This is a genomic window from Nonomuraea sp. NPDC002799 (genome assembly GCF_053592075.1).
Window position 1 is genome coordinate 115,350 of the sequence record NZ_JBSFVA010000001.1, and the last position, 12,839, is coordinate 128,188.

Annotated in this window: 16 protein-coding genes; 9 read left to right on the forward strand and 7 right to left on the reverse strand. The window is 69.6% G+C overall.

What is annotated here, in order from left to right:
- The first annotated feature begins 66 nt into the window (after positions 1 to 66).
- The 6 genes from ACWD0F_RS00455 (at position 67) to ACWD0F_RS00480 (ending at position 3,440) form a co-directional block, all read left to right on the forward strand.
- Positions 67 to 672, forward strand: coding sequence for a peptide deformylase (locus ACWD0F_RS00455; protein ID WP_449871289.1), 606 nt, complete (start codon positions 67 to 69; stop codon positions 670 to 672).
- Positions 673 to 755: 83 nt separating this feature from the next.
- Positions 756 to 1,046: an alpha/beta fold hydrolase gene (locus tag ACWD0F_RS00460; protein ID WP_449871291.1), complete on the forward strand. Its 291-nt coding sequence runs from the start codon at positions 756 to 758 to the stop codon at positions 1,044 to 1,046.
- Positions 1,047 to 1,287: 241 nt separating this feature from the next.
- Positions 1,288 to 1,791: a signal peptidase I gene (gene lepB, locus ACWD0F_RS00465; RefSeq protein ID WP_449871293.1), complete on the forward strand. Its 504-nt coding sequence runs from the start codon at positions 1,288 to 1,290 to the stop codon at positions 1,789 to 1,791.
- A 126-nt stretch (positions 1,792 to 1,917) separates the two neighbouring features.
- On the forward strand, positions 1,918 to 2,175 hold the full coding sequence (locus ACWD0F_RS00470) for a MerR family DNA-binding transcriptional regulator (RefSeq protein WP_449871294.1): 258 nt from the start codon (positions 1,918 to 1,920) through the stop codon (positions 2,173 to 2,175).
- A 184-nt stretch (positions 2,176 to 2,359) separates the two neighbouring features.
- Complete coding sequence (locus tag ACWD0F_RS00475; RefSeq protein WP_449871296.1) at positions 2,360 to 2,557, forward strand: hypothetical protein; 198 nt, start codon at positions 2,360 to 2,362, stop codon at positions 2,555 to 2,557.
- A 145-nt stretch (positions 2,558 to 2,702) separates the two neighbouring features.
- Positions 2,703 to 3,440, forward strand: a complete 738-nt coding sequence (locus tag ACWD0F_RS00480) for a phosphotransferase (protein WP_449871298.1) — start codon at positions 2,703 to 2,705, stop codon at positions 3,438 to 3,440.
- A 104-nt stretch (positions 3,441 to 3,544) separates the two neighbouring features.
- Here ACWD0F_RS00480 and ACWD0F_RS00485 read toward each other — a convergent pair whose 3' ends face one another.
- The 3 genes from ACWD0F_RS00485 to ACWD0F_RS00495 all read right to left on the reverse strand — a co-directional run bounded on the left by ACWD0F_RS00485 (position 3,545) and on the right by ACWD0F_RS00495 (position 6,117).
- Positions 3,545 to 4,843, reverse strand: a complete 1,299-nt coding sequence (locus ACWD0F_RS00485; RefSeq protein ID WP_449871300.1) for a serine hydrolase domain-containing protein — start codon at positions 4,841 to 4,843, stop codon at positions 3,545 to 3,547.
- 122 nt (positions 4,844 to 4,965) lie between these two features.
- The gene (locus ACWD0F_RS00490; protein WP_449871301.1) at positions 4,966 to 5,379 is read right to left on the reverse strand and encodes a hypothetical protein; all 414 of its coding nucleotides are present in this window, start codon (positions 5,377 to 5,379) and stop codon (positions 4,966 to 4,968) included.
- A gap of 354 nt (positions 5,380 to 5,733) precedes the next feature.
- Positions 5,734 to 6,117 (reverse strand): hypothetical protein, encoded by a 384-nt coding sequence (locus tag ACWD0F_RS00495; RefSeq protein WP_449871303.1) that lies wholly within the window; start codon positions 6,115 to 6,117, stop codon positions 5,734 to 5,736.
- Positions 6,118 to 6,606: 489 nt separating this feature from the next.
- Between ACWD0F_RS00495 and ACWD0F_RS00500 the strand changes: the two genes are divergently transcribed.
- Together ACWD0F_RS00500 and ACWD0F_RS00505 are read left to right on the forward strand one after the other, a co-directional pair.
- On the forward strand, positions 6,607 to 7,194 hold the full coding sequence (locus ACWD0F_RS00500) for a TetR/AcrR family transcriptional regulator (RefSeq protein WP_449871305.1): 588 nt from the start codon (positions 6,607 to 6,609) through the stop codon (positions 7,192 to 7,194).
- Positions 7,188 to 7,922, forward strand: coding sequence for an alpha/beta fold hydrolase (locus ACWD0F_RS00505; protein WP_449871307.1), 735 nt, complete (start codon positions 7,188 to 7,190; stop codon positions 7,920 to 7,922). Before ACWD0F_RS00500 ends, ACWD0F_RS00505 begins: the two co-directional genes overlap by 7 nt.
- Positions 7,923 to 8,000: 78 nt before the next feature.
- Here the strand turns inward: ACWD0F_RS00505 and ACWD0F_RS00510 are convergent, their stop codons facing one another.
- The 3 genes from ACWD0F_RS00510 to ACWD0F_RS00520 all read right to left on the reverse strand — a co-directional run bounded on the left by ACWD0F_RS00510 (position 8,001) and on the right by ACWD0F_RS00520 (position 11,140).
- Positions 8,001 to 9,179 (reverse strand): serine hydrolase domain-containing protein, encoded by a 1,179-nt coding sequence (locus ACWD0F_RS00510; protein WP_449871308.1) that lies wholly within the window; start codon positions 9,177 to 9,179, stop codon positions 8,001 to 8,003.
- Between the two features lie 90 nt (positions 9,180 to 9,269).
- Complete coding sequence (locus ACWD0F_RS00515; RefSeq protein WP_449871310.1) at positions 9,270 to 9,923, reverse strand: response regulator; 654 nt, start codon at positions 9,921 to 9,923, stop codon at positions 9,270 to 9,272.
- Positions 9,911 to 11,140 (reverse strand): sensor histidine kinase, encoded by a 1,230-nt coding sequence (locus ACWD0F_RS00520; protein WP_449871312.1) that lies wholly within the window; start codon positions 11,138 to 11,140, stop codon positions 9,911 to 9,913. Before ACWD0F_RS00520 ends, ACWD0F_RS00515 begins: the two co-directional genes overlap by 13 nt.
- Positions 11,141 to 11,274: 134 nt before the next feature.
- Between ACWD0F_RS00520 and ACWD0F_RS00525 the strand changes: the two genes are divergently transcribed.
- Positions 11,275 to 11,460 carry a hypothetical protein gene (locus tag ACWD0F_RS00525; protein WP_449871314.1) on the forward strand — a complete coding sequence of 62 codons (186 nt, stop codon included), beginning with the start codon at positions 11,275 to 11,277 and terminating at the stop codon, positions 11,458 to 11,460.
- Positions 11,461 to 11,491: 31 nt separating this feature from the next.
- On the opposite strand, the gene ACWD0F_RS00530 is transcribed toward ACWD0F_RS00525, so the two are convergent.
- Positions 11,492 to 12,838 carry a sulfatase-like hydrolase/transferase gene (locus ACWD0F_RS00530; RefSeq protein WP_449871316.1) on the reverse strand — a complete coding sequence of 449 codons (1,347 nt, stop codon included), beginning with the start codon at positions 12,836 to 12,838 and terminating at the stop codon, positions 11,492 to 11,494.
- Between the last annotated feature and the right edge of the window lies 1 nt (position 12,839).

Consider the following 12,839-nt stretch of genomic DNA (forward strand, 5'->3'; position numbering starts at 1 on the left):
CTTGCGCATGGAGCACCAGTACGCCGCCGGCGACCGTCCGCGCCCGGGCACGGCGGGAGGCTCGCGGTGAGCGGCGGCGAGGAACTGGCCGAGCGGGTGCACGCCCTGCTGGCGGCGCCCCGGCCCTGGTCCGTCACCCAGGCCGGCGACCCGGTGTTGCGCCGCACGGCCGAGCCGTACGACGGCCAACTCCCCGACGGCCTGCTGCGCGAGTTGCTCGACGCCATGTTCAAGCACCTGCCGGGCGTCGGAGTGGGGCTGGCCGCGCCGCAGATCGGCATCCCGCTGGCCCTGGCCGTCATCGAGGACCCCGCCGACGTACCCCCGGAGATCGCCGCGGAGCGGAGGCGCGCGCCCCAGCCGGCGCTCGAACTCGTCAATCCCGTCGTCACTCCCCTGGGGTCCGGGTACCACGCGTTCTACGAGGGGTGTCTGAGCGTCGAGGGGCTGACCGCCGTCGTCCCGCGCCACGAGCGGGTGCGGCTGTCGGCTCTCGACGGCGGCGGGTGCGCGTACGACGTGGAGCTGTCCGGCTGGCCGGCGCGGATCGCCCAGCATGAGACCGACCACCTGAACGGCATCCTCTACCTCGACCGGGCCGAGCCCCGCTCGCTGTCGACCGTCGGCAACTACGAGCGCTTCTGGGCTCCGCCGACCGCCAGGCCGAGCTGATCCGCCCGCATGCCGCCAAATAGCCCGCAAAACCGGTAGGAAATATGTTGAACTGAGGAGGAAGGGCGGCGCACAATATCCGCATGCCGTACCTCACCGGCCGTCGCGGCGCGATCCATCACCGCCACTGGCCGACTCTCCTCCAACCTCAGGCGATCGTCCTGCTGTTGCACGGGCTCGGCGAGCATCTCGGCCTGTACGACCAGCTCGCGCTCCGGCTGACCACCATCGGAGCCGAGGTGCACGCCCTCGACCACGCCGGGCACGGGCACAGCGAGGGCGAGCGCGTCCTGGTCGAAGACGCACGGGAGGTGCTGCGCCAGGCCGTCGCCCGCCGGCCGGGCCTGCCGGTCGTCATCGTCGGCCGAACGTGAGACGCCGGCGCTCGGCACCCCGGACGGGCAACCGGCCCCGCGGACGGTCAGCTCGTCAGTCCCGCGCTGAAGAATGTGACGGGACACTCCCGCGCGACACCGCCGACGGCCGTCCGGCGCGGCCGGGAACAGCGGGGCGAACAGGTGGTCGTTGCCCAGGGTTGAGGGGAACAGCTCTTCTTCCTCGAAGAGGATCTCCGTCCGACATAATGCTCCGGTGATGCGTGCATGTACGGCAACTGTGTCGCTTTTTGTCCTCCTGGCTGCCGGCACCGGCTGCGGACTCCTTGCCACGGCGGCCGGCGAGTTCACCCGCACCATGAACAGCGAGCCGATGGAGCCCACCATCGAACAGGGAGCACGCTTTTCCGCCCGGCGCACCGCCGGCGACTACATTCCCCGCCTCGGCGACGTCGTCGTGTTCGAAACGCCGCACGGCTGGACCGGCATGACCCCGGACACTCTGCACGTATCCAGAGTCATCGGCGTCCCAGGAAGCACGGTGACCTGCTGCGATGCCCAGGGCCGGCTACAGGTGAACGGCGCGGCGCTGGACGAGCGGTACCTCGCCGCTCCACCCGCCTCGTATGTGCGCTTCACCATCAAGGTGCCGCCCGGCCGGCTGTGGGTGATGAGCGACAATCGCCATATCGCCCTGGACTCTCGCTCCCACCAAGCCGATCCCGGCCAAGGCACCATCGCGACCTCGGACGTCAGCGGCGTGGTGGATCCATCGAGGCACTGACACGGGCTCGCTGCCCGCGTCCGAGCTGATGGGGGGATCGTCCCCTCTGCGTCCCGACGCCGTCAGCGGATTGAATCTGGGCGCATCGCTTGCGGTTCCAGTGGGTGGAAGGTGCAGATTCGAGCCATGCGGAACGCGACGGATCTCTACACGATCGGGCAGCTGGCCCAGCGCACCGGGCTGCGGACGCGCACGATCCGCTTCTGGTCCGACAGCGGCGTCGTCCCCCCGGCCCACAGGTCGAGCGGGAACGCCGGCAGATCATCGACGAGTTCGTCAACGGGGCATTCGCCGACGTCATCGACGAGGACGCCGCTCTCGTCGCGGAGTGGATGCGTGACCTCCCCTCCGAGCTTCCCGAAGACCCGACGTCCGAGCAGGTGAACGCCTGGATCGAGCTGGCCGGGCTGGTCGCCGACGAGAGCTTCCAGCAGACGGTCCGGCGGATGGTCCTGAGCGGAGAGCACACAATCGCCTCGAGTTCGGCCTCAACCTCCGGCCCCTGGTCCTCGAGCACGCAGCCGACGCCCTCAACAAGGAAATCCCGCCGGAATCGTCCGGAGCAAGGATGATCCTGGACCGGATCATCCTTGCCGACCTTCCCGCTGAAGAGACCGCCTCCTTGACGGACTGGCTGGAACTGGTCGCCGAGCCCCGGGTGGAGCGGTACTGGCAGCTTCTGAACCTCCTCCGGGGCCTGCCCCCGGCGCCGGAGGCGGTGCCGGCCTTCCAATGGCTGCTCGCCGCACTGCGCGCCCACCGCTGATCCTCCGCAAGGAGTACGGCGAGCGCGCGCCCGGCGCGGGTGGAACGTAGGCGTGGTCACGCGGCCAGGAGTACACAACCGGCAGCTTGCGCCTCTCGGAGGCCCATCGATAAACCCGGCGACGTCGATGGTCATCCCCGCGATAATGGCCGACGTGGAGGAGGTCGAGGTCGTCGTCGCCCATCACGAGCGCGCTACCTTGCGCGTCGGCGACGTGTTCCTCAAGATCGACGCCGATCAGACGCGCACCGACGTCGAGGTCGAGGCGATGGCTCTGGCACCGATCCCGACTCCGGAGGTCAGGTGGCGCAAACCGCCCGTGCTCGCGCTCGCCGCCCTCCCAGGGACGGCACTCGGCCGCCTCGGCGAGCCGTCGACCGCGTCGTCGGCGGCGTGGGCCGCGGCGGGTGCCGCCGCACGGATGCTGCACGACGCGCCGCTGCCGCCATGGCCCGGTCGCAGCCTCGACGAGATCGCATCGAACCTCGACGGCGAGTGCGAGTGGCTCATCACGAACGGCGTCCTTCCCACCGACCTGGTCACGCACAACCGCCGGGTCGCCGAGGCCGCGCTCCGGCCGTGGACACCGGTGTTCACGCACGGCGACCTGCAGATCACCCACGTGTTCGTCGACGGTGACGAGGTCACCGGTGTGATCGACTGGTCCGAGGCGGGTCAGGGCGACGCCCTGTTCGACCTCGCCACCTTGACGCTCGGACACGAGGAGCACCTTGGCGACGTCATCGCCGGCTACGGCACCGACGCCGACCTCGACGTGATCCGCGCGTGGTGGTCGTTGCGAAGCCTGCTGGCGGTCCGCTGGCTGATCGAGCACGGCTTCGACCCCTGGCCCGAGGTCGCCGTGCTGAGATCCCGGCTGTGAGGCTGCCCGAGCCCGACGGCCACGAGTGCCGTTCCGCCGCATCGAGCGGGATGCCGAAGTCTCACGGGTTCAGCGGTCCTGGCTACTGAGTCGGCTTGGCGCCGTCAGCCCGCGGTCTCCTCGCCGCAGAACACCTCGTGGATGAGCTTGTCCAACGCCTTCGGGAACACCGTTGCCTGGTCGATCGCGGCGTCCCCCATGGTGATCGAGGCGGTCAGGGTCTTGCTGCCGTCGGGCGTGCTGTACATCAGCGACCCGTAGCCCCCCGGAGGGCTGCCGTCGTGGTTGAGGATGACGCCGACGCAGTCCGCGCCCGTGTCCTGCACGTACATCCCCAGGCCGTAGCGGCCGTAGAAGCTTGCGCTCCTCGGGTCGGGCTCGCGCATCTCGGTCAGCAGCTTGGCCGGCAGGAGCTTGCCGCCGTTCAGCGCGGAGAAGAACGTCTGGAGATCCTGGGTGGTCGAGATCATGTCACCGGCGCCGGCCAGCAGGGAGAGGTTCTGGCGGGTGACGTCGATCACCTTCCACTCATCGGCCGCGACCTGGTAGCGGTAGTAGCCGTGGGCGTACGGCCCGGGGAGCCGCGTCCGGGTGACGGCCGGCACCATGGTGCCCGACAGGCCGAGCGGCCGCAGGATGCGCCGCTGCATCTCCTCGGCGTAGGAGCGGCCGCTGACCTTCTCGATCAGCAGCAGGGCCAGCGTGTAGTTGGTGTTGGCGTAGCTCCAGCCCGCCCCCGGCGCGAACTTCGCCGGCTTGGACAACGCCAGCCGTACCAGCTCCTCGGGCTGGTAGCGGTGGAACCGGTTGTCCACCCACTCCTTGCCCGCGCCGGGAATCCCCGGCACGTACGTCCCGTCGGCGGTGAAATCGCCGGTGTAGTTGAACAACCCGCTGGTGTGCTGCAACAACATCCGCACCGTGATCCGCCGGTCCAGCCCGAGCTCGGGCAGGTAGCCGGTCACCGGCTGGTCCAGCCCGATCCTGCCCTCGGCCACCAGCTGCAACACCAGGGTCGCGGTGAAGGTCTTGGTGCTGCTGCCGATCCAGAACCGCCCGTTCGTCGGCGGTTTGGCGGCCTGGCCCAGCCGGCGCACCCCGGCGCTGCCGGCCCAGTCACCCTGCTGATCGTGCACGCGCATCTGCATCCCGGCATAACCGGCAGCGACGAACTCCTGGACGGCCTTCTGCAGCTCCGGGCGATCCTGCCCGGCAGCGGCCTTCGGCGCCGGCTTGCCGGCCGCGGTGGCCACCCCGGGGGTGGCCACGCCGGCCAGCAGCACGGCCGCCAGCGCCACGACGCCCACGCGCCGTAAGACCTCACCGCGGAGGGCCGGGCGCCGGCGCCCGCCGAGGATGCGTGCCCTGGTCTCCAGGATCGCTGGTGGGGATGTGGTTCTCATGGTTTCTCGTCTCTGGTGTCGCGCTCAGGCGAAGAGCTCGCCGAGCGACTCGGGGTCGATGGGCACGCAGCGGCCGGCCGGCGGCTGCGTGCCCATCGGTGGCTGTGCGGATCGACGTCCCATCAAGCGGCGTCGAGGGCTGCCGTGATCTTGCGGATCATGTCGGCCAGGGTGGGGCTGGGCCGGCCCTTGTGGGTCTGGGCAGCGGCTTCGATGGCGACGACGACGGTGCTGCGGAAGTTGCCGGCCTCTGCCGAATCCTGCTGCTTGAGCAGGCTCATGGCCGCCGTCAGGGCCGGCAGCACCTCATCGGCGAGTCCGGCCACGGTCTTGCTCTTCAGGTTCGCGTCCTTGGGGTACTTGCCGAGGACGTGCCCGGTCAGGCCGGTCGCTGAGCCCAGGGCGATCGAGCCGTCGGTGGCGGCCCGGTGGGCCCCGGGCGAGCCGGCGGAAGCAGCGGCGGACATCAGGGAGACGGCGCCCCACGCGGCGGTGCGAAGGGTGAGCTTGTCCTGGTCGTTAAGGGTGATGGACATGGTGATGTGCTCCTTTGATCTGGTACGGAGAATTCGATGGAACGGACGGCTGGTGGAACGCGGTCAGGCGTCCGGGAGGTTCTTGACCCCGTGGATGTCCGCGCTTCCCCTCAGCTATTCAGCGTTGCTGACTACTGGTACACAGTAACACTGACTACTGGTACATAGCAACACTGAATACCCGAGCCGCGACAGGCGAGTGTGGGCGACCTGATCGCCGTTCGTGAGCGAGCCCGGCGTCACCCTTGGGCACGACGCGGGCGGGATCGCGGTCGCGCAGCCGCGCCTCGACCGAGCGCGCGGGCGGGCGGGCGGTCGGGCGGGCGGGCGGGCGGGCGTCAACAGGACGACGGTCTACCCGCGCTGGGGCAACAAGGCCGGCCTGGTCTCCACGGCCATCGTCGGGCGACGCGAGCGCAGGACGCGACGCACCTGCCCGCAGGCACAACCGACGAGTGCCGCGACACTGATCGTGCCCAGCCTGGCGAGGTCGTCGGGCTGGAACGCCAACTCCCCTGCGGCGTGCACGAGAAAGCCCGTCGCGAAGCACCATGCCATCACCCCGGTCGCCAGCGCGGCGAGGTAGCGTCTCGCCCAGACTCCGAACAAGCCGACGGCCACCGTCACCAGGACGACGCGTGCCGAGATCTCAGCAAAGGCAACGGCGGCCACCACACAGGCGCCGACGGCCAAGACGAACCCGGCGGGCAACAACACTTCCCCAGAACGCCCGCGCATCGACCACTCCTTCCGACGGGAACGCATTCATGCAACACGCCCCGGCGGCCGGATGACACCATTCTCTACAACATCCCTACGCATTCAGTACAGCCACCGACGCATTATTTACGCGCATGGAAAATGCCGCTGTTGCGGCTGGCCACCGACCCGGACCCCGAACTGCGTTTCTCGTCCACCGACTAAAAGGCCGCGCACTCTCAGCACCGCCCGCCCTCAGCTACAGCAACCCAAAAGGTTTCATACGCACGCTTATCCACTTTTCGGGGCGGCGCTCGCCTGCCGCGCCACTCGCGCGCAGGTCGTCATTCTCGGTACGAACGACGCCACGCTGCCGGTCCGGCCGGGACAGTCACCGCTGGATCTCATCGACCTGTTCGGAGACGCCGGAGGCTCGACCAGCCCCGCGCGGGCCGCCCGTGATCGCGCGCACAGGGGGCTCGCTTGCTATCATATGAACAAATAAACCGATCGTTCATATGGAGACACATGTCCCCGGTCTTCTCCCCCGCAGAGCGGGCGCGGATCACCGAGCGGTTGCTCGACACCGCGACCCGCCTGTTCTCGACCCAGGGTCTGCGCAAGACGTCCATCGAAGAACTGACCGCTCCCGCGGGGATCGCCAAGGCGTCGCTCTACTCCTTCTATGAGTCGAAGGAGGACCTCTATTTCGAGGCCGCCCTACGGCAGAGCGAGGAGGTCAGCCGTCGGGTCATCGACGAGGGCCTGTGCAAGGGCGCCGACACCCGCGACGCGCTGCGGCGTTTCCTTCGCGCCACAGTCGCCGAGCTCGACACCAACCCGCTGTACCGGCGGCTGATGGCCCACCCCGAGGAGATGGCCGCCGTGGCCGCCCGGCTCACTCCTGAGCGGATGGCCGCAGCGGCCGGCGGGCCCATGAGTCACGTGCTGGAGTTCATCGGCACGCGGTTGGAGGGCGACCCGCAGGTGCTGCTCGGCGTGCTCCGCGCGGTGCTGCTCACCCCGCTGCACGCCGAGCACCTGGGGCCTGACATCTACCCGGCGGTCATGGACCGCCTGATCGACGCGGTGACGGAGGGCATCACCTCATGCTGAATCTGACGATCGGTGACGGCCCTCCCCTGGTCGTCCTGCTCTTCACCCCCGAGGCCGCCAGCCCGAGAGGACTCGCCCTCTGGTCCACCATGCGGCTGATCAAGCCGTTCACCGAGCACTTCACCGTTCACCTGCTCAACCGCCCACCGGGCCTGCCACCGACCACGACGATGGCCGACCTGGCCGCCCTCTATGCCAAGGCGATCAAGGGGCCGGCCAGCATACTCGCCATATCCACCGGCGGGTCGATCGCCCTCCAGCTCGCCGCCGACCACCCCGACCTGGTGGATCGGCTGGTTCTCGGCGGGACGGCGGCCACCCTCGGCCCGGTCGGCAAGCGGGCCCAGCGGGCGTACATCGACAGGGTGCGCCAGGGCAGGCGCCCCAGCCCGGCGCTGGCCGAGGTCGTCACCGAGTCACCGATCGGGCGGTGGCTGCTCTCCGGGCTGTTGTGGTTGTCGGACGGCGCCAGGGACCACACGGACGCGGCGACCGTGCTCAACGCCGAAGACGGCTTCGACCTGCGTGAGCGGCTGGCCGACATCAAAGCGGCCACACTGCTCGTCCACGGCGAGAAGGACGTCATATATCCGCTGGACCTGGCCAGGCAGACGGTGGCCGGTATCGCCGACGCGCAACTGGTCGTCTACCCGGGCCGGAGCCACAGCAGCACCTTCACCGACAAGCGGTTCGCCCCCGACGCGCTGGCCTTCCTGAGGGATCGCTGATCAGCAGCAGGCTCGAGCTGTGAGACGTCCATCGAACAGGTCACGCTGCGCATCAGAAGCCCTCCTCGATGGACCTGCCTAGTCAGTGCACAGGGCGGTGTCGAGGGTCGCGAGCACATTGTTGTGGGCTTTCTCGTCGGCCGGCAGCCGGGTCACCGCGATCGCAGCCGCGCGGCCGTCCTTGGTCGCGGCGTTACGGGTCTCGTAGCCGTCGATGTCACCACCATGGCCGTAGGCGACGCCGCCGCAGCTCAGCGGGATCTCCGCGATGCCCAGGCCGTAGCGCCAGCCCGGCAGGAACTTGGGAGCCTTGACGGTGGTGAGCATCTCCTTGAGCTGCGCGGGCTTGAGCAGCTTGCCGTCCAGCAGCGCTCGCGTGAAGCGGTTGAGGTCGCCCGGCGTGCCGATGAGCTGCCCGGCGGCCCCGCCCCAGGACGGGTCCAACCTGGTGATGTCGTGCAGCGGACCGCCGGCCTTCTTGGGCGCATAACCCTGAGGATGCGCGCCGCGGATGCTCACATCGCGCTTGGCAGGCCAGTACGTGCCGCGCAGCCCGAGCGGCTTGATGATCTGCCGAGTGATCACCGAGCTGAGCGGCTTGCGCGTGACCTTCTCCACGATCAGCCCGGCCACCACATAGCCGGTGTTGCTGTAGGCCCAGCTCTTGCCCGGCGCGAAGGTCTTCTTCTGTGTCAAGGCGATCCGCAGCAGGTCATGCGGCGACTGATACCGGTAGCGGATCTTGAAGATGTCCGGCATCGTGCTGGTGTAGTTCGGCAGGCCGCTGGTGTGCTGCAGCAGCTGCCTGATGGTGATCTTGCGGCCGTCGCCCGCCTTGCCGCGGATCAGGCCCGGCAGATACTGCTCCACCCGATCATCGAGGCCGATCTTGCCGTCACCCACCAATTGCAGCACGGCCACGGCGGTGAACATCTTGGTGTTGCTGGCGATCCGCACCCGGCCGTTGACCGGGACCTTCGCCTTGGTGCGCCGGTCCCCGACGCCGGCGGTGTAGTGGCTGGTGCTGCCGTTGACGTCCTGGACGGCGGCCAGAGCACCGGGGAACTTGTTCCGCTTGACGAGCTCGTCGAGCTTGCCCTGCACGGCAGCGGCGTAGTCCGCCGGCGCCGTGATGGAAACAGTGCTGTGCGGGACGGTCCGGTCCTGCACGGCGGCGTCGTGCAGGACCGGGGTCGCGCCAGCAGTGGCGACTGCGGCGGTGGCGGCGGTCGCCGCGAAGGCGAGCTTGGTGAACATGGGGACACCCCTTCGGTTTCGGATGTGTCCCACCATGTCGGAGCGCACAGGTCGTGATCGATCCCGCTGCCTGGAGACCTCGGGGTACAGCTAGCTGGAAGCGTGGTCGAGAAAGTGCAGGACGGCTGCGACGCGGCGGTCGGCCCGGTCGTCCGGCGCCAGGTCAAGTTTGGCGAAGATACTGCGGATGTGCTTGTGCACCGCCCCCTCGGTGACCACGAGCCGCTCGGCGATGGCAGTGTTGCCCAGTCCTTCCGCCATCAGCGCCAGCACGTCGCTCTCGCGCGGGCTGAGCCGTTCCAGCCGCCTGTCCGGCTGCGTACGCACGAGTAGTTGCGCGACGACGTCCGGATCGATGGCCGTGCCTCCATCGGCGACCCGGTGCAGCGCGGTCATGAACTCCTGAACCCGTCCGACGCGCTCCTTCAGCAGGTACCCCAGACCCGCGCTGCCGTGGGCGAGCAACTCGGTGGCGAAGGCCTGTTCGACGTAGGCCGACAACACCAGTACGGCCAGCCCCGGCCGGCGCCGCCTCGCCTCGACCGCGGCCGCGATCCCCTCGTCCGTATGAGTCGGCGGCATGCGCACATCCACGATGGCCACGTCCGGTTCGCAGGCGTCGACCGCTTTCAAGAAGCTCTCCGCGTCCTCGGCCGTGGCCACAACGTCCAGCGACTCGGCCCGCAGCAGCAGCGCCAGGCCCTCACGCAGCAGCGGGTCGTCTTCGGCGATCACGATCCGCATGGCAGGCTCACCGCGATTCTCGTCGGGCCGCCGACAGGGCTGTCCAGCATGAATGTCCCATCGTGTGCTTCGATTCGATGGCGGATGCCGACCAGACCCGAGCCCTGGTGCTCGTCGGCTCCCCCGAGGCCGTCGTCGGTGATGCTCAGGTGCAGCCGGCCTTCGCCTCGCCTGGCCGTTACGGTGGCTTTCCTCGCCTGGCTGTGCTTGGCGATGTTGGTGAGCGCTTCGGCGACCACGAAGTAGGCCGCGGCCTCGACCGAGACAGCGCAACGGACCGGAATATCGGCCTCCACCCGGCAGAGCACCGGGCAGGCGGCGGCCAGGCCGGTCAACGCGTCGGCCAGGCTCCGGTCGGTCAGCACCGGCGGCAGGATGCTTCGCACCACCCCGCGCAGATCGCCGAGCGCCAGCTCCGCCGCAGCCTGGGCGCGTTCGAGCAGCTCGTCCGCGGCGGCAGGATCACGAGCCCGCCGTGCCGCACCGATCAGAACCGTGACGGCGACCAGCCGGTTCTGCGTCCCATCGTGCAGCGACCGCTCGATACGCCGCAGCTCCGTGGCGTGGGCGTCGAGCGCGTTGGCCCGCGTGGCGGTCAGTTGCTGCACGCGCAGCGCCAGATCCGCGCCCGCCGGTGGAGCCAGGAGTTTTCGGCCCGGCCAGGCCTGCAGACGCGCCATGGCCGGGAACACCACCAAGCTGACCACCACCCAGGCCAGTGCCAGCAGGCTGACGGCGAGCGCGCCGGGCGCGTCGGTCACCTGCCACAGCCCCATGGCCGCGGTCGCCGCCTCCTCCGGAGGCAGCATCCACCACCACAGCGGGAACGTGGCGTCGCGCAGCACGTAGATTGGGAACGACACTCCCATCAGGCCCAGGAACAGCCCGTAGAGCGCGTGAATGACCAGCCAGATCAGCTCGCGCCGAGTGGCCTCCGTGGCGAGTCCCGGCGCCTCCTCCGGGGCGATCACCTCCGGGCCGATGTTCGACAGCCGCGCTCGTTCCCTGTCGCCCACCACGCGAAGTAATCGCACCACAGTGGGTATCAGCAGCAGACCCACCCCGACCAGGCACAACACCGCGGTGGCGATGGCGAAGCCCAGCGTGACCAGCGCCAGCACCGCCGTGCCCAGCCCCTGCACGAGTTGTTCCAAGCCATCCAGCATCGCGCGAGCGCGGGCCACCACATCCCACCGGTCGGCGCCGCTGGCTGGCATCAGTGCTCCCTATGAGTACAGCTGGCTGTACCCGCTCTGTCGCGCTGGCGGGATCGTCGTCGCCTCGCGGCTCACCGTAGCTTCGGTCGGGTCAGCAGGGCAAACCTGACAGGAGAGACATGAAGCTTCGGCCAGTGCTTGGCGTCGTGCTGGTGGTCAGCGCGGTGTTGAACATCGTCACCTCGCTCACGGTCAGCAACGTCGCCGTCGGCATCGTCTTCGGGATGATCACGCTCGGATGCGCGGCGGCCTTTGTGCGGGATCACTACCGCCGTCGTCGGAACGGTTCCACCGTCCCGCCGGACTCGGTCCCGCGCTGAGACCCACTTCTCGCAACGCGAGCTGGAAAGATCACCGGTGCCACGACTCATCGATCTGGCCGGCCCATCCGCCGCTGGGATCCTCCAGCTCGTCCTGGCGGCGGCGCAGCTCCGCCAGCAGCCGGCGGAGGGTGTCGCGATACGCCGGATCCGCCGCCAGATCCCGGGTCTGCCAGGGGTCGGCGATCACGTCGAAGAGCTGCATCCGGCGGGCCGGCGCGTACGCGATCAGCGCCCACCTCCGGGTCCGCACCCCGCGTTGGAGATGCCGGTACGCCAGAAAGACCGGATCGTCGTCCCCGGCTTCGCTCAAGCTGGGGAACTCCACGGTGGCCGGCGCCGGCACGCCGGTGAGCGCGCACAGCGTCGGGAAGATGCTCGCCTGGTAGACCAGCCGCTCATCACGCACGCCGGACCGCACGCCCGGCCCGGCGAGCACGAGCGGCACCCGCACACTGTGGTCGTACAGCGACTGCTTGCCCATCAGCCCGTGCTCGCCGAGGGCCAGCCCGTGGTCGCCGGAGAAGACCACGATCGTGTCGCCGGTGAGGCCACGCCGGTCCAGGTCGTCCAGGAGCCGCCCGATCTGCTCGTCGGCGTGCGAGGCGATGGCGAAGTACTCCCGGCGGTGCAGGCGCACCGCCTCAGGCGTGCGCGGGAACGGCGCCAGCAACTCGTCGCGGATAAGGTGGTCGCCCTGGTCGAACGGGTGCTCCGGCAACGTGTTGGGCGGCAGCCGCACCTCGTCGGCCGGATACCGGTCGAGCCAGCGCGCCGGTGCCTGGCGTGGGTCGTGCGGCGCGTGCAGGGCGAGGTGCAGGAAGAACGGGGCGGCGCCGCCCGCGGCTGAGTCGAGGAAGCCCAGTGCCGAGTCGACCCACCGCCGGCTGGAGTGCACGACCTCGCCGTCGACGAGCATCCAGTGCCCCTCGCCGGCCGGGTCGGCCGGGTCCCAGGTGTTGCCCGGGGCCGGCCGTCCGATGTCCTGGCTGCCGTCCGGCAGTCGCGCCGGCACCAGCATCGCGCCGGCGTACGGCCCGATCTCCTGGTAGCTCCGCCGCAGCGCTCCCAGCGGATTGTGCCACTTGCCGGTGAAGAAGGTCCGGTAGCCGGCCGCGCCGAAGACCTCACCCAGCAGGGGTGTGTCCGACGAGTCGTCGACCGCGGCCTGAGCGTGGAACAACGAGCGCCCCGACACGAGCATCGCCCGCGACGCGACGCAGACCGCGCCGGTCCAGGAGCCCTGGTTGACCGCGTGGGTGAACGCCGTGCCGCGGGCCGCCAGCCGGTCCAGGTTCGGCGTGTGCACCTGTCCGCTGGTCAGCGCCCAGTGCGTCCAGTCGTCCATGAAGACGAGCACGACGTTGGGCCGCGACATG